Source organism: Streptomyces celluloflavus (genome assembly GCA_000720995.1).
Lineage (GTDB): Bacteria > Actinomycetota > Actinomycetes > Streptomycetales > Streptomycetaceae > Streptomyces > Streptomyces celluloflavus.
The window spans coordinates 97,892-117,815 of the sequence record JOEL01000015.1; the positions used below are offsets into that span (position 1 = coordinate 97,892).

A 19,924-nucleotide genomic window follows, 5' to 3' on the forward strand; every position below is an offset into this window, starting at 1 on the left:
ATTCCCGCGTTCCGGTGGTCTTCTCCCCGGTAGGGGGCGCGCTTCTGCGGGCGAGCGTGTAGCTTCCCGGGGACAACGGGCCCGGCGGGGGACCGGGGCGGCTCCGCCGGGGAGAAGGGGTTGGTCCATGGGCGTGCGGCTCATGGTGGTCGACGATCACCGTCTGCTCGCCGAGGCGCTCGCCTCGGCCCTGAAATTACGCGGCCACCGCGTACTGGCCGCCGCCGCGCCGAGCGCCGGGGCTGCTGACCTGGTGGTGAGCCGGGCGCCCGAGGTGTGCCTGCTGGGCACCGCCGCGCCCGCCGAGCCGGGCACCTTCGACCCGGTCGTACGGATCAAACGGGAACGGCCGCAGGTCGCGGTCGTCGTGCTGGGCCCGGTCCCCAGCCCGCGCGGGATCGCCGCCGCCTTCGCCGCCGGGGCCTCCGGATATGTCCGCAACGACGAGCGGATCGAGGGGGTGGAACGCGCCATGATGAAGGCGCGGGCGGGTGAGGCGGCCATCGCCCCGCAACTGCTGCGGCAGGCGTTCGAGGAGCTGCTGCACCCCGTGCCCCAGCCGGACGACGAGGGCGCGCGGCTGCTTCAGCTGCTCACCCCGCGCGAGGTCGAGGTGCTGATGCGGGTCGCGGACGGTGAGGACACCCGGCTCATCGCGGCCGGTATGGCCATCGCGCCGAGCACCGCGCGTACGCACGTCCAGCGGGTGCTGATGAAGCTGGAGGTGGGCTCCCGGCTGGAGGCCGCCGCGCTGGCCGCGCGCACCGGGCTGCTGGAGCGGGCGGCGCTCGGCGGGGCGGCGGAAGCGGACGGGGCGGGCCCGCCGCCGTAGCGTCCGCGCGGGACGGCGGGCGCGCCGGTCAGTGCGCGGAGCCGTCCGAAGTGCCCGTCGGGGCAGCCTCGTCGAGCTCCGCCGCCGTCGGGGGGACCGCAGGGCGCAGCTTCAGCCAGACGAGGAAGAACAGCCCGAGCGCGAGCATGCCCAGGCCCGTCCAGAGGTTGATGTTGATGCCCTGGGCCTTCGCCAGGTCCGCGTCCGAGGCGGTGAACCCGGCGAGGGTGACGATCACCCCGTAGACGACGAAGAGGCCGCCGATGATGCGCCGGACGTCGAAGAGCCGGGCGGCGGTCGCGGACTCGGGTGCCGGTTCACCGGTCCGGTGCTGGTGGTCGTGGTCGCTCATGGTGCGCTCCTGGCGGGCTCAGAAGGAGAAGGGGATGTAGCACAGGGCGGCGAGGGCGACGGCGCCCCAGCCGAGCACGGCCGGTTTGCGGTACCAGGCGTCGTCGCCGGCGGCCTGCAGCTCCGCGGCGCCGTCCGGCCCGCCGGGGGCGGCGGTGCCGTAGACCAGGCCCGCCAGGGACGCGGCCGGCCGGGGCTCGGTGACCAGGGTGACCGCCACCATCACCAGGGCGCCGACGACGAACGCGACGATCGAGGAGACGAAGTTGGCGCCCTGCTCGGAGGGGATGGCGATGATGCCCTGCTTGTAGAGCCAGAAGTAGTTCACCATCGCGGCGACCGTGCCGGAGAGCAGTCCCCAGAAGCCGGCCGCGGCGCTGGTCCGCTTCCAGAACATGCCGATGATGAAGACCACGAACAGCGGGACGTTGAAGAAGGAGAACAGCGTCTGGAGGTAGTTCATGATGTTGCTGAAGGATGAGGCGATGAAGGCGGTGCCCATGCCGATCAGCACGCCGATCGCGGTGACCACGCGCCCGGTGGTGAGGTAATAGCCGTCGGAGCGGCCCTTCTTGAGGTACGCGCCCCAGATGTCGTTGGTGAAGACGGTGTTGAAGGACGACACGTTCGCCGCCATTCCGGCCATGAACGCGGCGAGCAGACCGGTGACGGCGATGCCGAGCACGCCGTTGGGCAGCAGATCGCGCATCAGCACCGGGATCGCGTCGTTGTACTGGAGGCCGCCCTTCGCGGGGTCGCCCTTGCCGAGGGCCGGCTCCATGACCACCGCGATCAGGCCGGGGACGACCACCACCAGCGGGATGAATATCTTGGGGAACGCGGCGATCAGCGGGGTGCGCCGGGCGGCGGAGAGGTTCTTCGCGGACAGCGCGCGCTGCACCTCGGCGAAGTTCGTCGTCCAGTAGCCGAAGCTCATCACGAAGCCGAGGCCGAGGACGATGGTCAGCCAGTTCGCGCCGAGCGGATTGGCCTCGCCGATGCCGGTGCCCTTCCAGGCGCTCAGGAACGCGTCACCGTGCGCGGCGGTGAGCGAGTCGGTCAGACCGCCCCAGCCGCCGACGCGCTTGAGGCCGACGATGGTCAGCGGGATCAGCGCGGCCAGAATGACGAAGAACTGGAGCACCTCGTTGTAGATCGCCGAGGTGAGGCCGCCGATGGTGATGTACGCCAGGACGAAGAAGCCGGCGACCACGATCGCCACCCACTGGGGCCAGCCGAGCAGCGCCTGCAGCACGATGGCCATCGCGTACAGGTTGACGCCCGCGATCAGCACCGAGGAGACCGCGAAGATGACCGAGGACAGCAGGTGCGAGGACGGTCCGAAGCGGTGCAGCAGGAACTCCGGTACGGAGCGGACCTTGGAGCCGTAGTAGAACGGCATCATCACCAGGCCGAGGAAGACCATTGCCGGGATCGCGCCGATCCAGTACCAGTGGACGGTGTACGCCCCGTACTGCGCGCCGTTGGCGGCCATGCCGAGGATCTCGGTGGCGCCGAGGTTGGCGGCGACGAAGGCCAGTCCGGTGACCCAGGCGGGCAGCGCCCGGCCGGAGAGGAAGAAGTCCAGGCTCGTACGGACGCTCCGTCTGGCCGCGAGGCCGATGCCGAGGACGACGGCGAAGTAGAGGGCCAGGATGGTGTAGTCGAGCCAGTTGGTGGGGAGCCGTAGCCCTTCGGCCAGGGTGATCATGGGGCACTCGTTTCGGGGGGACGCAGCGGGGCCGGTGGCCGCGGCGCCTTCCGGAGGACGCCGCATCGCGCAATCGGAACGAACAAAAAGCTACGCCTGGGGCACCCGAAACTGAACAGTTTTGTTGATTTTGTTTGCTGAATCGTCCGTCATGCGTCCGCTTTGTTGTGCAATGTCCGCTGGGGTGCCGGGCGTTGACGCCGCTGTTTGCTTGTGCTTCATTGTGTTTGTTTGTGTTTGGTCGGAGTGCTGAGGAGCTCCCGTGAAGAAGACGACGACCCGGCTCGCGGACGGCCGGGAGCTCATCTACTACGACGCACGCGACGACGCGGTCCGCGACGCCGCCGACCGCCGCCCGCTCGAACCCGTGGCCACCGCCGCCGAGATCCGCCACGACCGGCTGCTCGGCGACCGGGTCGCGATCGCCTCGCACCGCCAGGCCCGCACCTACCATCCGCCGGCCGACGCCTGCCCGCTCTGCCCCTCCCGCGACGGCCGGCTCTCCGAGATCCCCGCCGCCGACTACGACGTGGCCGTCTTCGAGAACCGCTTCCCCTCCCTCGCCGGCGACAGCGGCCGCTGCGAGGTGGTCTGCTTCACCCCCGACCACGACGCGTCCTTCGCCGACCTCACCGAGGACCAGGCCGCCCTGGTCCTGGCGGCCTGGACCGACCGCACCGCGGAACTGTCCCGGCTCCCGGGCGTCACCCAGGTCTTCTGCTTCGAGAACCGCGGCGCCGAGATCGGCGTCACCCTCGGCCATCCGCACGGCCAGATCTACGCGTACCCCTTCACCACCCCGCGCACCGCCCGGATGCTCGACTCGCTCGCCGCGCACCGCGCCGCCACCGGCGGCCGCAACCTCTTCGACGACGTCCTCGCCGAGGAACGGGCCGACGGCCGCCGCATCGTGCTGTCGGGCGAGCACTGGACCGCCTTCGTCCCCTACGCCGCCCACTGGCCGTACGAGGTGCACCTCTACCCCCGGCGCCGGGTGCCCGACCTGACCGCCCTGGACGACGCCGCACGCACAGAATTCCCACAGCTCTACCTGGAACTCTTGCGGCGCTTCGACCGGATCTTCGACGAGGGGAACGGCCGGGGGAAGGGCACGGCCGGCGCCGCCCGCACGCCGTACATCGCCGCCTGGCACCAGGCGCCCGTACACGCCGCGGACCGCGCCGAGTTCGCGCTCCACCTTGAGCTTTTCACCATCCGCAGGAGTCCCGGCAAGCTGAAATTTCTCGCGGGTTCCGAATCCGGCATGAACGTGTTCATCAACGACGTGCCGCCGGAGGCCGCGGCCGAGCGACTGCGAGAGGTAGCGAGCGAGTGAGCGAGCGAGCAATCCGGAACTACCTGGTGACCGGCGGGGCGGGGTATATCGGCAGCGTGGTCACCGCGCACCTGCTGGAAGCGGGCCACGACGTGACCGTGCTGGACGACCTGTCCACCGGCCACCGCGCGGGCGTTCCCGACGGCGCCCGCTTCATCGAGGGCCGCATCCAGGACGCCGCCCGCCACATCGGCCCCGGTTACGACGCGGTGCTGCACTTCGCCGCCTTCTCCCAGGTCGGCGAGTCCGTCGCGGACCCCGAGAAGTACTGGCGCAACAACGTCGGCGGCACCATGGACCTGCTCGCCGCGATGCGCGCGGCCGATATCCGCACCCTGGTCTTCTCCTCCACCGCCGCCACCTACGGCGACCCCACCGCCCGCGGCGGCGACTCCGCCGGCGCCCCCCTCACCGAGTCGGCCGCCACCGCGCCGACCAGCCCGTACGGCGCGAGCAAACTCGCCGTCGACCATCTGATCGGCGGCGCGGCCGCCGCCCACGGCCTGGCCGCCGTCTCGCTGCGCTACTTCAACGTCGCGGGCGCCTACGGCGGTTACGGCGAGCGCCACGACCCCGAATCGCACCTCATCCCGCTCCTCCTCCAGGTCGCCCAGGGCAAGCGCGCGGCGATACAGGTCTACGGCGACGACTACCCCACCCCCGACGGCACCTGCGTCCGCGACTACCTCCATGTCGCCGACCTCGCCGAGGCCCACCTCCTCGCCCTCGACGCGGCCCTCCCGTCCCCCGCCACCGCCCCGGCAGGAGACGCCGCGCACCGCCGTGTACGTCCCGGCGAACACCTCATCTGCAACCTCGGCAACGGCAACGGCTTCTCCGTACGCGAGGTCATCGACACCGTCCGCAAGGTCACCGGGCACCCCGTTCCCGAGATCCTCGCCCCGCGCCGCGGCGGCGACCCGGCCGTCCTGGTGGCCGCCGCGCAGACGGCCGCCGACCGGCTCGGCTGGCGGCCCCGCCGCGCCGACCTCGCCGGTATCGTCGCCGACGCCTGGCAGTTCACCCAGTACCTCGAACGGACCCGGGAGCGCGCATGAGCCTGCACAGCGCCGCCGTCCCCACCCCGGCCCCCGCGCACGAACACGGCGCCCGGCGGACCGCGGCGGCCTTCCGGGCGGTGTACGGCGCCGCCCCCACCGGTCTCTGGGCGGCGCCCGGCCGGGTCAACCTGATCGGTGAACACACCGACTACAACGGCGGATTCGTGCTGCCGCTGGCCCTCCCGCACACCATCGTCGCCGCCGCCACGGCCCGCACCGACGGGGTGCTGCGGCTGCACTCCAGCGACGCCGACGGCGGCCCCGTCGAACTGCGCGCCGACGATCTGCGGCCCCCGGGCGCGGGCGGCTGGGCCGCCTACCCGGCGGGCATCGTCTGGGCGATGCGGGCGGCCGGACTGCCGGTCGGCGGCGCGGACCTGCACTACGACAGCACGGTGCCCACCGGCGCCGGACTGTCCTCCTCCGCCGCCCTGGAGGTCGTCACCGCGCTCGCCCTCAACGACCTGTACGGACTGGGCCTCGACCGGCAGCGGCTGGCCACGCTCGCCCAGCGCGCCGAGAACGCGTTCGTCGGCGTGCCCTGCGGAATCATGGACCAGACCGCCGCCGCCTGCTGCACCGCGGGCCACGCCCTCCTCCTGGACACCCGCGACCTCACCCGGCGGCAGGTCCCGTTCGACCTGGCGGCGGACGGACTGCGGCTGCTGGTCGTGGACACCCGCGTACGGCACGCCCTGGCCGACGGCGCGTATGCGCAGCGGCGCGCCGGCTGTGAGCGCGGTGCGCGGGCGCTCGGCGTGCACACCCTGCGCGAAGTGCCGTACGCGCGGCTGCCCGAGACCCTGGACGCCCTCGCCGGCGAACCGGCCGTCCAGGCGCTGGTGCGGCACGTCGTCACCGAGAACCACCGCGTCGAAGAGGTCATCGCGCGCCTGGACGCGGGCGACACCCGCGCCATCGGCCCGCTGCTGACCGCGGGTCACGCCTCGCTCCGCGACGACTTCACGGTCTCCTGCGCCGAACTGGACCTCGCCGTCGACACCGCCCGCGCGGCGGGCGCGCTGGGCGCCCGGATGACCGGCGGCGGCTTCGGCGGCTCGGCCATCGTCCTGGTCGAGGCGGCGGCCGCGGCGGCCGTCGGCGCGGCGGTCACCGACGCGTTCGCGGCGGCCGGCCACACCGCACCGCGGATCTTCCCGGCCGTACCGAGCGCGGGCGCCCACCGCCTGGCGTGAGCGCGCGGACCGGCGGGCGGGCGGACCGACGGGCCGACGGCAGGGGGACCGTCGGCCCGGTGGACGTGGCCCGGTGGACGTGGCGGCGCGGACGAGGACATGCGGGCCGACGGCAAGCAGCTGGCCGGCATGTGGACCGCCCGTATCGCGGCAGGGGCATGGAGACAGCGGCCATCCGGACCGACGGCATCCGGACCGGCGGCCCAACGGACCGACGACATATGGCCCCCGGCGAACGGATCGAGACGAAAACCCCCGGATCCCGCACCACAAGAGGCCATGGGCCCCGCCGGCCCCATCCGTGCGGAACAGTTTCGCCATTCGCCTTCCCCCGCCGCACCCCGTCCGTAGGCTGAGACCAGCGCCGATGGGGGCCGCCGCGATCACGGGTGAGCCGGGCCGCTCCGCGCCGCAGGGCGGGCGAGGGGACGGGCGCGACGACCGCGCGGGCCGCTCCGCGGCGCGGCGGCGGCCGGACCCCCGAGGCGATGTTCAATCCTGGCGTCGCGCCCGCTAGGGTCCGTTCCCCGAGACAGGGGGTCTGTGTGCAACGCATCCGGGTTCTGGTGGTCGACGGCCACCGCATCTTCGCCGAATCCCTGGCCGCCGCGCTGGCGGCGGAACAGGACGTGGACGTGGCGGCCGTGGGCAGCGGCCCCATGGCCCTGCGCAGTCTGGAGCGGGCCGCCGCCGACGGCCGCCGCTTCGACGTGCTGCTCGCCGACGCCGACCTCGGCACCCTCGCGCAGCCGCTGACGACGGTGCCCCCACAGGCGTTGCCGGCCCGCGACGGCACCCCGCGCGGCCCCGTGGACGGCATCGCGCTGGTCTCCGGCGTCCGCACCAGCCATCCGTATCTGCGCACCGTCGTCCTCGCCGAGCGCGACGACCCGCGCCGCGCGGCCGCCGCCCTCCAGGCCGGTGCCTCGGGCTGGGTCGCCAAGGACTGCTCGCTCTCCCGGCTGCTCGCCGTCATCCGCGGCGTGCTGCGCGACGAGACGCATCTGCCGCCCGCCCTGCTCACCGGCGTCCTGCGCGAGCTGACCGCGGCCCGCAAGCACCGTACGGAGAGCGAACGGCTGGTGGAGTCGCTGACGCCGCGCGAACTGGAGGTGCTGCGCTGCATGGTGGCGGGGCTGGGCCGCAAGGCGGTCGCCGAGCGGCTGTTCCTCTCCCCGCACACCGTCCGTACGCATATGCAGAACGTGCTCGGCAAGCTCGGCGTGCACTCCACCCTCGCGGCGGTGGCGCTGGCCCGCCGGGCCGGTGTGGGCCCGGCCGACCTGGCGGCGGTCACTGCCTCGCTCTCGGTGCCCTGACGGACGCGGGGGCCCGGCCGCGCGCCGACACGCGTCCGGTTCCCGGCTGTTCGTCCGGCCCGGTCCGGCTGCCGGGGCCGGTCGGAACGGCGCTCCCGCGAGCGGGCGGCGCGCCGCGCGGGACGCACCACGGCAGGTCACCGGTACGCATCTCACCGGCATCCGTGTCACCGGCATCCGTGTCACCGGTATCCGTGTTACCGGCATGCGCATGCCGTCGGCACGCCGCTCCCGCCGCCGGGTCAGGACGAGTTCTTGAACACGCTCCAGCCGCCGTCCACGACCAGGCTCGCACCGGTCACGAAGGACGCCTCGGGGGACAGCAGGAACGCGATGGCCGCGGCGACCTCCTCGGGCCGCCCCAGCCGCCGCGCCGCGGTCTGGGCGGCGCTGGCCTGCCGCTCCGCGTCGCCGATACCGTCCCAGGCGGCCGTCAGGACCGGCCCCGGCAGCACGCTGTTGACCCGCACCTCCGGCCCGTACTCGACCGCCAACTGCCGGGCAAGTCCGGTCAGTCCGGCCTTGGACGCGGCGTACGCGGGGCGCCCCGGCAGTCCGATCAGGGCGTGCACGGACGAGGTCAGCACCACCGCGCCGTGCCGGGTGCGCAGGTCCTCCAGAGCGGCGCGCACGCCGAGGAAGGACCCGGTGAGATTGACCGCGAGCTGCCGCTCCCAGTCGGCGAGCGGCGTCCGGTCGACGGCCGCGGCGCCCGGCAGGTAGGCGTTGCTGACCAGCGCGTCGACCGGTCCGTAGCGCTGCCGCGCGGCCTCGACGGCGCGCTGCCAGTCGTCCTCCCGCGCCACATCGCAGTGCTCGTACGAGGCCCGGCCGCCGGCCGCCCGGATGCGCCGCGCGGTGTGCTCGCCGCGCGCGTCGTCGATGTCCAGCAGCAGGACCCCGGCACCTTCGGCCGCCAGCCGGTCGGCGGTGGCCGCGCCGATTCCGGCGGCGGCGCCGGTCACCAGGACCGTACGGCCGGGAAACCGCCTGCCGTAGGGGCCGCCGGGCGTCGGACGCGGTTCGTACTGCGGGCTCATGGCGCGATCCAAGCCCACCGGGAGGCCGCGGGCAAGAGGACGTCCTCCGGTGCGCCGGGCGTGCGGACGGGCGCGAGGCGGGGCGGGCGGGCGAACCCCGGCCCAGGAGGCGCAGGGGGACGGCGCACCGATGCGGGCGGTCCGCCCGTCCACTCGCCCGCCCGTCCCGCCGTCCGCCGGCGCTCCGCCGTACCGTCCGGAATGAAGCGTCGAAAGGGCGGACGTCAGCCAGGGATCCGGGCCGTCAGCCGGAAGTGTGGCCGCCGGTCCGCAACGTTGCCGTCGGCCCGGGATCTCGCCGCTCGGCCGGGTGCGCTGCCGTCGGCCGGGGAGGTCACCGCTCGGCCGGGTGCGCTGCCGTCAGCTGGGGGTGTTGTCGAACGGGCCGGTCAACCGGCGCAGCAGGCCGGCCAGTTCGCCGCGCTGCTGGCGGGAGAGTTCGGCGAGGATGGCGCGTTCCTGTGTCAGCAGCGCGGCCAGCGATTCATCGGCCTTGTCGCGGCCCTCGGCGGTCAGCCGTACCAGCACACCGCGCCGGTCGCTGGGGTCGGGCAGCCGTTCGACCAGGTCCTTCTTGGCGAGCCTGTCGATGCGGTTGGTCATCGTCCCGGAGGTGACCAGGGTCTGGGTCAGCAGCGCACCGGGGGAGAGCTGATACGGCGCTCCGGCGCGGCGCAGCGCGGTGAGCACATCGAACTCCCAGGGTTCGAGACCCACCTCGGAGAAGGCGAGGCGGCGGGCCCGGTCGAGGTGCCTGGCCAGCCTGGAGACCCGGCTGAGGACCTCAAGTGGTTCCACGTCGAGGTCCGGGCGCTCTCGGCGCCATGCTGCGACCAGTCGGTCGACCTCGTCCTCCATGACGATCAGTGTAGAGGGTCTGTCGATATGAAGTCTCTTGACATCAAGATATATTTGGCTGGACTATTGGGCATCGTCGGCGGGAAGCACCACTCGGGTTGGCGCGAACCAGCCCTGTGGACGTCCGGTGTCAGCCCTGTACCAGCAGAGGGGTTTCGAATATGCACGACGCACCTACCTGGGATCCGCAGCAGTACCTCCGTCATTCCGGGCACCGCACCCGGCCCTTCCACGATCTGCTCGCCCGGATACCGGAGCTGCCGCGCCAGGGGACCCCCGCACGTATCGCCGACCTCGGCTGCGGTCCGGGAAACGTCACCGCCGAGCTGGCCGTCCGCTGGCCCGACGCGCACATCACCGGCCTCGACAACTCCGCGGAGATGCTCAAGGAGGCCGAGATCCATGCCGGGCCCACCCCGGGCGGCGGCTACCTCGACTTCGCCCCGGCCGACGCCGCCGACTGGGACCCGGGCGAGCGGTACGACCTGATCGTCTCCAACGCGGCTCTCCAGTGGGTGCCCAACCACCCCGACTCCTTCGCCCGCTGGATCGAGGCCCTCACGCCCGGCGGCACCTTCGCCTTCCAGGTCCCCGGCAACTTCACCTCGCCCAGCCACGCCCTGCTCGGCGAACTGTGTGACGCCCCGCAGTGGCGCGAACGCCTCAACGACCACGGGCGCCGCTTTATCCACATCCTCGAACCGGCCGACTATCTGGAGCGCCTCTCCGACCTCGGGTGTGTCACCGACGTCTGGGAGACCACGTACGTCCAGCTGCTCCAGGGCGACGACCCGGTCCTGGACTGGGTCAAGGGGACCGCCCTGCGCCCCGTCCTCACCGCCCTTGAGGACGACCTGGCGACCCGTGACGAATTCCTCGCCGAATACCGCGACCTGCTGCGCAAGGCATATCCCACCGGCCGGCACGGCACGGTCTTCCCCTTCCGCCGCATCTTCGCGATCGCCCGCAAGCCCCTGCCCGACGGGCCGGCGGCAGGCGGTCCCCGGCCCGACTAGCCCCCCGGTCCCGCCGCCCGCCCCTGCCTTTCTGCCCCCGAAAGAGGTGACCGCCGTGATCACCGGCCTCGACCACATCCAGCTCGCCGCGCCCCCCGGCACGGAGGACGCCCTGCGGGCCTACTACGTGGACCTCCTCGGCATGACGGAGCGCCCCAAGCCCCCGGCACTCGCCGCCCGCGGCGGCTGCTGGTTCGAGGCCGGTACGGCCCGCATCCACCTCGGCATCGACCCCGACCACCACCCCTCGAAGAAGTCCCACCCCGGCATCCGCGTTGGGGGCACCTCCCATGCCGTTGAGGCTATGGGGGATGAAATCGACACCTTCGCCGCCGCCCTCGCAGCCGGAGGCGCCCCCGTCACCTGGGACGACAACCTGCCGGGACACCGCCGCTTCTTCTCGGTCGACCCGGTGGGGAACCGGCTGGAATTCCTGACGGGGGAGGGATGAGGCGGGGGCCTATTGCGGGTGGGTTACGGGATCGGGTCCTTGTGGGTGAGGGTTCCGGGGAAAAGCTGGAGGAATTCCTTGCTGCTGGGGATCGTCAGCGTCCCCCATGAGGCATCGGTGAACCCGAACTGGAAACTGTCGGACCTGTTGTGGGTCCGCCGGGTCCAGGAGAGCAGGGAGCGGTGGAAAGCCGCGCCCGGTTCCACCGCGTCACCGAGCCGTGACCCGCCGCGGCGGCGCTGTACGTATACGAACCGCAGGTGGCTGCTGGTGAGGGCCAGCACAGTGATCACGCCACACCGGGAACGTGGCTGACCGGCGGCCAGCCACTGGCCCGCGAGACTCTCCCACTCCCCGAAGAACAGGCCGTTCTTCTTCTGCCGCTGCCCCCGTACCGCCGGGTCGCCGGTGGCATTGACCTTGTCCGCCCTGGGCTCGTTATAGCTCGCCGCGCTGAAGAAGGCGGACAGCAATCCGCCCAGTTTGTCGCCCGGCATGCTGTGTCCGCCCAATACCTCCGGCCGCCTGGTGAGCGGCATGTCGGCATCGTCCTCCTTGCCGGAGGACATGGCGCGATAGACGTCGACCCCGCCCAGGAACTGCTCGTTCCCGGGCAATACCGTGAAGACTCTTTCCTGCAATTCGGGCCGCACTCCTCAGCTCCTTGATCAGCCGAACACGGAATCACTGGCGGCGGAGGTGCGGACGCACGGGGACGTCACCTCGGCCGAGAAAACGCCCGCCGCGCTGTCGACGGAGGCGGCGAACGAATAGCCCGCCGACCGCTGTTCGGCGGTTTCCGTGGCCCATGCGCGAAGCCCGTCACCGCCGCCTGTCATCTCCGCGCGCCACCCGTGGGCGGAGACGACCGAGGCGATCCTGGACAAGGAGGCCGGGAGGTCATCGGCCGCCACTCCCGTGACGCGCCAACTGTGCCGGGCCGAACAAGGGGACCGCAGACCCTTTCCCCAACATGGCGTACAGGTCACCGAGTTGATTTCCTGGCCGCCGGTCGTGTGGCCGCGTAATGCGACGGCTTCCAGCAGACGGCTGGAGTGCCAGTGCACCTCCCGCCTGACCTCCTCGTCCGGCTCGACCGCTGCCACGGGGGTGCGCTGACTCATGGCCCGGTAATCCTCAATTTCCTGATCGGTACCCCAGTCAACCGTTTTGAGGACTTCGGCGAAGAGTTCGGAGTGCAGGTCCCATGCTTCTTGGGACGGCGAATCGAGTCCGAAGATCAGCATTTCGTTCGTCCCGGGCAGCGGGATGTACACACGGATCTGCGACAGGGGGAACGGAAGGTCCTGTCCCGTGGGGGAAAACTCCGCAGCGATGGTGAAGCCGGCGGCGCCGACCCGGGTGAGGGAGGGTCCGCACGGCAGCTCCACCCGCTGGTAGTCGTCGTCGGGGTATCTGCGCTCCAGCGCCTCGCGTGCCGAAGTCAGCAACTCCTCATCGTCGTCGCTCTCGTGCCGGACCTGGCTGACGATGATGGTTGAGGCGCTGGGGCGGCCCTCCGTTTCGAGGAAGCAGAGACCGGCGTAGATCACGTCAGCCTCAGCCATGGGTTCCAGCTGTGCCCCGAGCCCGAGCGCGAAGAGGTACTGGTCTTCTGTCGAGTGGTTCGGCAGGAATTCCGTGGCCAGCGTGTGCAGGTCTCCGGCTGCGGAATCCGCGTCGGGAGCACCCACCGGAAGCTCCCGGACGAATGGCGGCATGATCCAGCCGATATGCAATGCGGACGGTTGCCGGTGCGGTGCCGGCACAGCGGTCGTCCCGTCGTCTCCGGATACTCCGAACGTCACCCTTCGCTCCCTGTGTCTATCAGGCAGCCAGGGCCGCGTGGAATTTCTGGCCGGACGGGGCGCGGACCAGTTTGGTGTCGTCGCCACCGATGCGGTCCTTGACCTCATGGAAGGCACCATTGAGCGCGGAGCCCGACTTCATGGCGAACTGCGTGGCTGCCTTGGCCTTGTCGGAAAGTACCGCGCCTTCGCCGAACGCCTTTTTCAGACCACTGTTGAGAATTTTCATGCTGAGCGGATTGCCCAGTCCCTCACGGATCGCTCCGGGGGTCTCACTGGCGATTTCTCCCACCTTGCCGAGCGCCTTGACCGACCCGCCGGCTTTCGCCAGGACGGTGGCGCCCTTGAAGCCCGAGGTGGCTACCTTGATCACTCCTCCGACGCCGGGGAGAACCCCCAGCGCGTCAAGGCCGATCTTCCAACCGGGCGTACCGTTGCCCCGCGCATTGCCCATCCAGTGCCCCGCCATGGCACCGGCCGCGCACACTGCCGAAGCGCCGCCGAGAAGGGCGCCGACGACCTGCCCGCCGATGGGAAAGACCTGGCACGCCAGCGCCGCCGCCGCGAGGCCCGCGGAAATCGTCGACAACAAATCCGCATGCTCGACGAGCCAGTCCTTGAAACCGCGCCACGCGCTCTTCAGCCCGTCGATGGCCCGGTTCCACCAATGCAGATCCGGTGGGTGATTCTCCGACGCCTTGAGGATCGCGCGTTCGGCCTCGCCGGCGCGGTCCTTCCACTGGGACCGGATGCGTTCGGCCTCGCGGATGAGATCTTCGAGTTTTTCCTTGGAATTCTTGGCCTTGTCCGAGGCCGCGCCCAACTCGTCGTTGATCCTCTTGGCGTCCGCCGCGTCCATCGACTGTCCGAAGTACGGCTGGTACCCGCGGTAGAGATCCTTGTAAGCGCCTTCGTCGGCCTCGGCCTGCTTGCGGGCCGTCGCGGCCTCCGCCTCGATCTTCCCGGCTTTATCCTGGAACCCCTGTAAATGGGTGTGCCAGCCGCTCAACGCCTTGGCGCAGTCGTGCATGGACTCGGTGTCCTGCCGGAGATACTTGGGCAGCTCGCCGAGCTTCTTCGCGAAGTTCTGTGCCGCCTCGCCCTCCCAAGCGCCATCGCTCTTGCCGACCGATTTGAGCAGGTGATCGAGCTCATCCAGTTCGTCGCCGACGGACTTCACATCGGAGGCGAGTGCCTGGATGGCATGCAGATCCCCCTTGGCCGGATTGAAGCCGACGCCGGGCCATGCCGAGTCATCCTCGATGAACATGCTCCGCCAGGACATGCGATTCCCCCTCGTGCGAAAAGCTTTCTCGGTGCGGCGCTTCCTTCTCCGGGCTTCTTTCCCGCCGCTCGATTTTGCGCCGCTTACTTCTTGCCGAGCATCTTGGCGTTCTCTTCCTCGCCGGCCTGATAGGCGTCCAACGTCATCTTGAGCTTTTCGTGGATTTCTTTGGCGGCACCGGCGATACGCTTGATGCCATCACCCCACTGCGACTGGAACTCTTCGCATGCATCGTCGAGACCTTCGGTACCCAGTGCCTTCGGGCCCACTTTTTTCAGTCGCCCGGTGGCGTCCCGCATGCGCTCGTCGGCATTCGCGAGTTTGTGCAGCATTCCCTGTACGCGCTGCACATCGATCTTGAAATCTGTCGACACGCCCCGGTCCCCCAAGCGAACGCCTTTTTTGGGTACGTTACCCGGAGCATGCACCGTATCGCAAATAACTCGTATGCCAAGAGTAAAATGCGATGCGGTATCTGGCCTGAAATGTTTGGCGGGCAACTGCGGCAGAGGGGGATATTCCGGAGAATGGTCAATATTGTCGAGATCTCGGCAATTTCTGGATATCGATGCAGCGTCGCGCGGAAGGTAGGTACGCGAAGGCGCGAGAAGGCATGATGCGACGAAGGGTGCGGTCCCGCGCTGTTCCGCCGCCCCGCACCGCCGGACCCCGCGGACCCCGTCGGCCTCTGCCGCACGAGCTTCGAGGCGGCCCGCCGTGGCGCGTTTCTATTTGGCCGGTCCGGTGGGCTGTCCGGCCGGTCCCGGGGCGCTGCGTACGGCGATCTCGGCCCAGACGGTGAATCCGCCGTCCGTCTTCCGCTGCCCCCACCGGCCGGCCAGTGTGTCGATGATCAGCAGTCCGCGCCCGTTCTCCTGCTCGGCTCCCGGCAGGTCCGGTACGGACGCGCAGCCGTGGCCCTCATCGGTCACGCTGACGGTCGCGGTACGGGCTGTGCGGAAGAAGACGACGGTGACGGAGCGGCTTTCGCTGTGCTCCAGAGCGTTGGCGGCGAGTTCTCCGGTGATCATTTCCAACGGCTCCGCCATATCCGTAGGAAGTCCGCACGATCGGGCCATGGCCCGTACGAAACGGCGGGCGGCGCCCGCGGAGGCGAGGGCGTCGCCGGGCAGGGAAAGCAGGCCCCATGCGTGCGGGGCGGCGGGACTGTGCTCCAGCGCGTCGTGGACTGCCTTAACGAGTGTCGGCATACGTGAACGCCCCCTCAGCGGTTCGCGTCGTCGTCCGCCGGGGCGAGGCGTGTGCCCCGGCTTTCGGCGATGAGCAGCGTGTCGTGGAGGGCGTCCGCCAACTTGGCGGCCAGAAAGCCGAGTTCCGGGGTCGGGGGCAGCCCGGGTGCGGCGAGCGCGTCCCGGGCGTGGCCGAGCAGCCTGGCCGCGAGGCCGAGCTGTACGGCCTCGACCCGGTCGGCAAGCCGGGACACGGGGCCTGTTCCGTCAGAGGAGAGATAGCAGGGCCGGCCGTCCGCGTTGGTCCAGGGCAGCAGCCGTACCGAAGGGCCCTCGCGGTTCACCGTGCCGCCGCCATTCCGTGGCAGTGGCCCGGCGCAGCGCCCGTGCCCGCGCAGATGCCCGTGCCCATATCCCTGTCGCGCCACGTCGCCCCGAACGTCCGGTGCCGGTGACGTTGATGCTGCTCGTGGGTGAGCAGGTAGGGACGGACCATGGCGGTGGCTCGGCCGTCGATGGGGGTGTCGGTGGCGTACGGCCCCGGCTGCGGCGGGCGCGTGGAGGCGGGGGTAACCGGGTGGCGCGGGGGGACCGGGAGAGCCGGGCTTCCGGCGCGGTGTCGGCCGCGTGGCGTGCAGAGGGGGCGCAGCAGGTGGCCGATCACTCGGATGACGGGATGGGGCATGTCCTCAACTCCCTTTGGTGAGGCGGATGTCGGTGCCTCATGGGAAGCATTTCATTGGACTCCAATGAATGGCCTATCCGTGAGTGAACTTCACTGATGTGGGTGACAGATGGCGCAGGAGCGACGCTTTCGGTCAACCGCTGCGTACGCTCCCCGTGTTGGGACGTCGGCGAGCGTGCCGGTGAACGGTGGCGTGAACAGGAAGGAGCGGGGATGACCGCGACACTCACGGGACCTGCGGGGCGCATGCAGATCGCCCGTGGTCTCATTTCGCTCCGCGAGCGGTGCGGGTTGACCCAGTTGCAGGTCGCCGAGCGCGCCGGTGTCAGCAAGGCAACGGTGAGCCGCTACGAGACGTGGCAGGACCGGGCCCGGATCCGGTGGGCCACAGTGAAGGCGATCGCCGATGCATGTGACGCGTCTGTAAGTGAGCGTGACGCTCTGGTGCGGGTAGCGAAGTCCCAGGCCGACGGCTGGTGGGTCGGCAACAGCGCGGTACCGGAATGGATAGACCCGCTGGTTTCCTTCGAGCATGAAGCCGAGTACGAGCACCTCTACGCCAACACCGCCATTCCCGGCCTGCTACAGACGCGGGACTATGCCCTTTCCGTCCACCAAGCGCGCGAGGTTCGCAGCCCGAACGGCGCGATCGAACGGATGGTGGATGCCCGGATCCAGCGGCAGAGCATCCTCAAGCGGAAGCCTCCACTGCACCTGTGGGTGGTGCTGGACGAAGCGGTGCTTCGCAGGACGGTCGGCAACGCGGCGGTGATGACCCAGCAGCTGGAGCATCTTCACGAACTGGCCCAGAGTCCTACGATCGATATTCAGATCCTGCCGTTCAGCGCGGGAGCCCATGCCGCTGGCGCCGGTCACTTCGTCATCCTGGGCAGGAACGATGAACGGAACCCGCTCAACTCCATGGCCGTGGTCTATATCGAGATGCGACGCCGTGGCCTGTATCTCGATGACGCCGAAGACGTGGGTGACTATAAGTTGACCTTCGACTACCTTCGTTCGCAAGCGGTCGACACGTCAGCGTCGTTGAAGATGCTGGCCACGGCACGACAGGAGCTGTCCCCATGATTGATCGCGTGCTGTCCGGGATCGAACTGCCGGACCTGGTGTGGTTCAAGAGCAGCTACAGCGGAGGCGAAGGCAACGAGTGCGTAGAGGTCGCAGACCTCCGTGGTCTGGTTGCCGTCCGTGACTCCAAGAATCCGCGAGGTCCGGTGCTGGCCTTTCCGGCGGCAGCGTTCGCGGCGTTCGTCGAGGGGGTACGGGGCCTCGGGCGCTGACCGTCGCGTCCCGTGTGAGGCGACGGCGCGTGATGGCCGTCGTGGCCCGTATCTCCTTCGAATATCTTCGTTCGCAAGCGGTCGACACGTCAGCGTCGTTGAGGATGCTGGCCACGGTACGACAGGAGCTGTCCCCATGACTGGTCGCGTGCTGTCCGGGATCGAACTGCCGGATCCGGTGTGGTTCAAGAGCAGTTACAGCGCGTCCGAAAACGAGTGCGTAGAGGTCGCAAACCTCCGTGGCCTGATTGCCGTCCGTGACTCCAAGAATCCGCGAGGTCCGGTGCTGGCTTTCCCGGCGGCGGCGTTCGCGGCGTTCGTCGAGGGGGTACGGAGAGTCGGGCGCTGACCGTCGCCTCCCGCGGGAGGCGACGGCGCGTACGGGCGGGCGTCGGCCCGGTCCGCGCACGGCGAATCGGTGAAACGGCGAAACGGTAAAGGGCAGCCGAGCGGAACAGCGACGGGACCACCCCGCCCACACGTACCACCGTGCCCGCCGCCCCCGTAGCACCGCACCCGCCGATCCGCCGCCTGAGCCCGCCGATCCGCGACCAGGCCCGCCGCCCCGCCGACGCGTACCGCCGTGCCAGCAGCCGCCCCGTAGCACCGCCGCCCCGAGCTCGCCGATAGCGACCAACCCCCGACACGCGAATCAGCCCCGACGCACCGGCCAGCCCCCCGACTCGCCGCCCCCACCCCCCGATCAAGCCCGCCGATGCCCGATCAGCCGTGGTTTCGGTTCCAGGCCGTCCAGGCCGTGCCAGGCCAGGTTCACCAGGTGGGCGGCGACCTCGGCCTTTTTCGGTTTGCGGACGTTCAGCCACCACTGGCCGGTCAGGGCGACCATGCCGACGAGTGCCTGGGCGTAGAGGGGGGCCAGTTTCGGGTCGAAGCCGCGGGCCTTGAATTCCAGGCCGAGGATGTCCTCGACCTGGGTGGCGATATCGCTGATCAGGGAGGCGAAGGTGCCGGTCGACTGGGCCACGGGGGAGTCGCGGACCAGGATGCGGAAACCGTCGGTGTAGGTCTCGATGTAGTCGAGCAGCGCGAACGCGGCCTGTTCGAGCAGTTCGCGCGGGTGGCCGGCGGTCAGCGCGCCGGTCACCATGTCCAGCAGCTGCCGCATCTCGCGGTCCACCACCACCGCGTACAGGCCCTCCTTGCCGCCGAAGTGCTCGTAGACCACCGGCTTGGACACCCCGGCCTTCGCCGCGATCTCCTCCACCGACGTGGCCTCGAAACCGCGCTCGGCGAAGAGGGTGCGACCGATGTCGAGCAGCTGCTCACGGCGCTCGGCACCCGTCATCCGGACCCGGCGGGTCCGTCTGGCGCCCGCGCCGGAAGAGGGTTTGTCCTTGCTCTTGCTCGCGCTGCTGCCGTCGATCGCCACTCGTCAATCATGCCTTCCCCGGTCAGACACCGGGAGGTACCCCCGGCACGGCGCCGCCCTCGCGCCGGGCGTCGAGGCGGGACGCCTGGGGCCAGCGGACGTCGTACGCCCAGCCCACCTTCTCGAACCAGCGGATCAGCCGGGCGCTGGAGTCCAGCTGCCCCTTCAGCACACCGTGCCGGGCACAGGTCGGGTCCGCGTGGTGCAGGTTGTGCCAGGACTCGCCGCAGGAGAGCACCGCCAGCCACCACACGTTCCCGGAGCGGTCCCGGGACTTGAACGGCCGCTTGCCGACCGCATGGCAGATGGAGTTGATCGACCAGGTGACGTGATGGAGCAGCGCCACCCGGACCAGCGAACCCCAGAAGAAGGCGCTCAGCGCCCCCTGCCAGGACCAGGTGGCCAGCCCGCCCACCAGCGGCGGGAAGAGCAGCGAGACCGCCGTCCACAGAACGAACTGGCGCGAGACGGTACGGATCGCGGGGTCCTTGATCAGGTCGGGCGCGTACTTGTGCTGCGGGGTCTGCTCCTCATCGAACATCCAGCCGATATGCGCCCACCACAGCCCCTTCATCAGCGCCGGCACCGTCTCACCGAACCGCCACGGCGAATGCGGGTCACCCGCCGCGTCCGAGAACTTGTGATGCTTACGGTGATCCGCCACCCAGCGCACCAGCGGCCCCTCCACCGCCAGTGACCCCATCACGGCCAGCGCGATGCGCAGCGGGCGCCTCGCCTTGAACGCGCCGTGCGTGAAATAGCGGTGGAAGCCGATCGTGATGCCGTGGCAGCCGATGAAATACATCGCCGTCATCAGCCCCAGGTCCAGCCAGCTCACCCCCCACCCCCAGGCCAGCGGCACCGCCGCCAGCAGTGCCACGAACGGCACCGTGATGAACAGCAGCAGCGTGATCTGTTCCAGCGAACGCTTGCTGTCCCCGCCCAGCGTCGCGGACGGCAGCGGAGCATCGGCGGGAATCGGTGACTCTTCGACGGTTTCCGGACCAGCGGTCATGTGGTGTCCCTCGTCGGGAGGCTCTGGGGGTAAGGCCACGGCTACGGTTCCGTAACCTACGGTTTCGTAAGTATGGCAGCGA

At 70.3% G+C, this 19,924-nt stretch carries 22 protein-coding genes; 10 read left to right on the forward strand and 12 right to left on the reverse strand.

The annotated features are described in order from the left end of the window. The first annotated feature begins 127 nt into the window (after positions 1–127). Positions 128–832 carry a response regulator transcription factor gene (locus IH09_RS16455; RefSeq protein WP_052857013.1) on the forward strand — a complete coding sequence of 235 codons (705 nt, stop codon included), beginning with the start codon at positions 128–130 and terminating at the stop codon, positions 830–832. A gap of 28 nt (positions 833–860) precedes the next feature. Here the strand turns inward: IH09_RS16455 and IH09_RS16460 are convergent, their stop codons facing one another. Both IH09_RS16460 and IH09_RS16465 read right to left on the reverse strand, forming a co-directional pair. Beyond that, a complete protein-coding gene (locus IH09_RS16460) occupies positions 861–1,184 on the reverse strand; it encodes a hypothetical protein (RefSeq protein WP_052857014.1) in 324 nt (107 codons plus the stop codon). Between the two features lie 18 nt (positions 1,185–1,202). Beyond that, positions 1,203–2,894, reverse strand: a complete 1,692-nt coding sequence (locus tag IH09_RS16465; RefSeq protein ID WP_052857015.1) for a sodium:solute symporter family protein — start codon at positions 2,892–2,894, stop codon at positions 1,203–1,205. A gap of 262 nt (positions 2,895–3,156) precedes the next feature. Between IH09_RS16465 and galT the strand changes: the two genes are divergently transcribed. The 4 genes from galT (at position 3,157) to IH09_RS16485 (ending at position 7,806) form a co-directional block, all read left to right on the forward strand. After that, on the forward strand, positions 3,157–4,230 hold the full coding sequence (gene galT, locus IH09_RS16470) for a galactose-1-phosphate uridylyltransferase (protein WP_052857016.1): 1,074 nt from the start codon (positions 3,157–3,159) through the stop codon (positions 4,228–4,230). After that, the gene (galE, locus tag IH09_RS16475) at positions 4,227–5,288 is read left to right on the forward strand and encodes a UDP-glucose 4-epimerase GalE (protein WP_052857017.1); all 1,062 of its coding nucleotides are present in this window, start codon (positions 4,227–4,229) and stop codon (positions 5,286–5,288) included. The genes galT and galE overlap by 4 nt, the downstream gene beginning before the upstream one ends. Continuing rightward, positions 5,285–6,487, forward strand: a complete 1,203-nt coding sequence (gene galK, locus IH09_RS16480; protein ID WP_052857018.1) for a galactokinase — start codon at positions 5,285–5,287, stop codon at positions 6,485–6,487. The genes galE and galK overlap by 4 nt, the downstream gene beginning before the upstream one ends. Before the next feature lie 545 nt (positions 6,488–7,032). Further along, entirely contained in the window at positions 7,033–7,806 is a 774-nt protein-coding gene (locus tag IH09_RS16485; RefSeq protein ID WP_052857019.1) for a LuxR C-terminal-related transcriptional regulator, read from the forward strand. Positions 7,807–8,048: 242 nt separating this feature from the next. On the opposite strand, the gene IH09_RS16490 is transcribed toward IH09_RS16485, so the two are convergent. Then, complete coding sequence (locus IH09_RS16490) at positions 8,049–8,846, reverse strand: SDR family NAD(P)-dependent oxidoreductase (protein ID WP_052857020.1); 798 nt, start codon at positions 8,844–8,846, stop codon at positions 8,049–8,051. A 360-nt stretch (positions 8,847–9,206) separates the two neighbouring features. Continuing rightward, positions 9,207–9,704: a MarR family winged helix-turn-helix transcriptional regulator gene (locus tag IH09_RS16495; RefSeq protein ID WP_052857021.1), complete on the reverse strand. Its 498-nt coding sequence runs from the start codon at positions 9,702–9,704 to the stop codon at positions 9,207–9,209. Positions 9,705–9,865: 161 nt separating this feature from the next. Between IH09_RS16495 and IH09_RS16500 the strand changes: the two genes are divergently transcribed. Together IH09_RS16500 and IH09_RS16505 are read left to right on the forward strand one after the other, a co-directional pair. Continuing rightward, complete coding sequence (locus tag IH09_RS16500) at positions 9,866–10,720, forward strand: trans-aconitate 2-methyltransferase (RefSeq protein ID WP_052857022.1); 855 nt, start codon at positions 9,866–9,868, stop codon at positions 10,718–10,720. A gap of 55 nt (positions 10,721–10,775) precedes the next feature. After that, positions 10,776–11,171, forward strand: a complete 396-nt coding sequence (locus IH09_RS16505; protein ID WP_052857136.1) for a VOC family protein — start codon at positions 10,776–10,778, stop codon at positions 11,169–11,171. Between the two features lie 23 nt (positions 11,172–11,194). Here IH09_RS16505 and IH09_RS16510 read toward each other — a convergent pair whose 3' ends face one another. The 6 genes from IH09_RS16510 to IH09_RS16535 all read right to left on the reverse strand — a co-directional run bounded on the left by IH09_RS16510 (position 11,195) and on the right by IH09_RS16535 (position 15,798). After that, a complete protein-coding gene (locus tag IH09_RS16510) occupies positions 11,195–11,824 on the reverse strand; it encodes a hypothetical protein (protein WP_190233318.1) in 630 nt (209 codons plus the stop codon). A 15-nt stretch (positions 11,825–11,839) separates the two neighbouring features. After that, positions 11,840–12,979, reverse strand: coding sequence for a hypothetical protein (locus tag IH09_RS16515; RefSeq protein ID WP_052857024.1), 1,140 nt, complete (start codon positions 12,977–12,979; stop codon positions 11,840–11,842). Positions 12,980–12,998: 19 nt separating this feature from the next. Beyond that, positions 12,999–14,249 carry a WXG100 family type VII secretion target gene (locus IH09_RS16520; protein ID WP_240150815.1) on the reverse strand — a complete coding sequence of 417 codons (1,251 nt, stop codon included), beginning with the start codon at positions 14,247–14,249 and terminating at the stop codon, positions 12,999–13,001. Between the two features lie 98 nt (positions 14,250–14,347). Beyond that, on the reverse strand, positions 14,348–14,638 hold the full coding sequence (locus IH09_RS16525; protein ID WP_094794233.1) for a WXG100 family type VII secretion target: 291 nt from the start codon (positions 14,636–14,638) through the stop codon (positions 14,348–14,350). Positions 14,639–14,992: 354 nt separating this feature from the next. After that, positions 14,993–15,475 (reverse strand): ATP-binding protein, encoded by a 483-nt coding sequence (locus tag IH09_RS37315; RefSeq protein WP_110952352.1) that lies wholly within the window; start codon positions 15,473–15,475, stop codon positions 14,993–14,995. 14 nt (positions 15,476–15,489) lie between these two features. Continuing rightward, positions 15,490–15,798 (reverse strand): hypothetical protein, encoded by a 309-nt coding sequence (locus IH09_RS16535; protein WP_052857027.1) that lies wholly within the window; start codon positions 15,796–15,798, stop codon positions 15,490–15,492. A 554-nt stretch (positions 15,799–16,352) separates the two neighbouring features. Between IH09_RS16535 and IH09_RS16545 the strand changes: the two genes are divergently transcribed. The 3 genes from IH09_RS16545 to IH09_RS16555 all read left to right on the forward strand — a co-directional run bounded on the left by IH09_RS16545 (position 16,353) and on the right by IH09_RS16555 (position 17,786). Further along, entirely contained in the window at positions 16,353–17,225 is an 873-nt protein-coding gene (locus tag IH09_RS16545) for a helix-turn-helix domain-containing protein (protein WP_052857029.1), read from the forward strand. After that, positions 17,222–17,437 (forward strand): DUF397 domain-containing protein, encoded by a 216-nt coding sequence (locus IH09_RS16550; RefSeq protein WP_052857030.1) that lies wholly within the window; start codon positions 17,222–17,224, stop codon positions 17,435–17,437. The genes IH09_RS16545 and IH09_RS16550 overlap by 4 nt, the downstream gene beginning before the upstream one ends. A gap of 136 nt (positions 17,438–17,573) precedes the next feature. Continuing rightward, the gene (locus IH09_RS16555; protein WP_052857031.1) at positions 17,574–17,786 is read left to right on the forward strand and encodes a DUF397 domain-containing protein; all 213 of its coding nucleotides are present in this window, start codon (positions 17,574–17,576) and stop codon (positions 17,784–17,786) included. 354 nt (positions 17,787–18,140) lie between these two features. Here the strand turns inward: IH09_RS16555 and IH09_RS16560 are convergent, their stop codons facing one another. Next, on the reverse strand, positions 18,141–18,827 hold the full coding sequence (locus IH09_RS16560; RefSeq protein WP_052857032.1) for a TetR/AcrR family transcriptional regulator: 687 nt from the start codon (positions 18,825–18,827) through the stop codon (positions 18,141–18,143). A gap of 22 nt (positions 18,828–18,849) precedes the next feature. After that, complete coding sequence (locus tag IH09_RS16565; protein WP_052857033.1) at positions 18,850–19,842, reverse strand: acyl-CoA desaturase; 993 nt, start codon at positions 19,840–19,842, stop codon at positions 18,850–18,852. Between the last annotated feature and the right edge of the window lie 82 nt (positions 19,843–19,924).

What these genes read in the sequence shown, in the direction of transcription:
- IH09_RS16455 (WP_052857013.1), top strand. Translation starts at nt 128, where the DNA reads ATGGGCGTGCGGCTCATGGTGGTCGACGATCACCGTCTGCTCGCCGAG.
- IH09_RS16460 (WP_052857014.1), bottom strand. Translation starts at nt 1,184, where the DNA reads ATGAGCGACCACGACCACCAGCACCGGACCGGTGAACCGGCACCCGAG.
- IH09_RS16465 (WP_052857015.1), bottom strand. Translation starts at nt 2,894, where the DNA reads ATGATCACCCTGGCCGAAGGGCTACGGCTCCCCACCAACTGGCTCGAC.
- galK (WP_052857018.1), top strand. Translation starts at nt 5,285, where the DNA reads ATGAGCCTGCACAGCGCCGCCGTCCCCACCCCGGCCCCCGCGCACGAA.
- IH09_RS16490 (WP_052857020.1), bottom strand. Translation starts at nt 8,846, where the DNA reads ATGAGCCCGCAGTACGAACCGCGTCCGACGCCCGGCGGCCCCTACGGC.
- IH09_RS16495 (WP_052857021.1), bottom strand. Translation starts at nt 9,704, where the DNA reads ATGGAGGACGAGGTCGACCGACTGGTCGCAGCATGGCGCCGAGAGCGC.
- IH09_RS16500 (WP_052857022.1), top strand. Translation starts at nt 9,866, where the DNA reads ATGCACGACGCACCTACCTGGGATCCGCAGCAGTACCTCCGTCATTCC.
- IH09_RS16520 (WP_240150815.1), bottom strand. Translation starts at nt 14,249, where the DNA reads ATGTTCATCGAGGATGACTCGGCATGGCCCGGCGTCGGCTTCAATCCG.
- IH09_RS37315 (WP_110952352.1), bottom strand. Translation starts at nt 15,475, where the DNA reads ATGCCGACACTCGTTAAGGCAGTCCACGACGCGCTGGAGCACAGTCCC.
- IH09_RS16545 (WP_052857029.1), top strand. Translation starts at nt 16,353, where the DNA reads ATGACCGCGACACTCACGGGACCTGCGGGGCGCATGCAGATCGCCCGT.
- IH09_RS16550 (WP_052857030.1), top strand. Translation starts at nt 17,222, where the DNA reads ATGATTGATCGCGTGCTGTCCGGGATCGAACTGCCGGACCTGGTGTGG.
- IH09_RS16555 (WP_052857031.1), top strand. Translation starts at nt 17,574, where the DNA reads ATGACTGGTCGCGTGCTGTCCGGGATCGAACTGCCGGATCCGGTGTGG.
- IH09_RS16565 (WP_052857033.1), bottom strand. Translation starts at nt 19,842, where the DNA reads ATGACCGCTGGTCCGGAAACCGTCGAAGAGTCACCGATTCCCGCCGAT.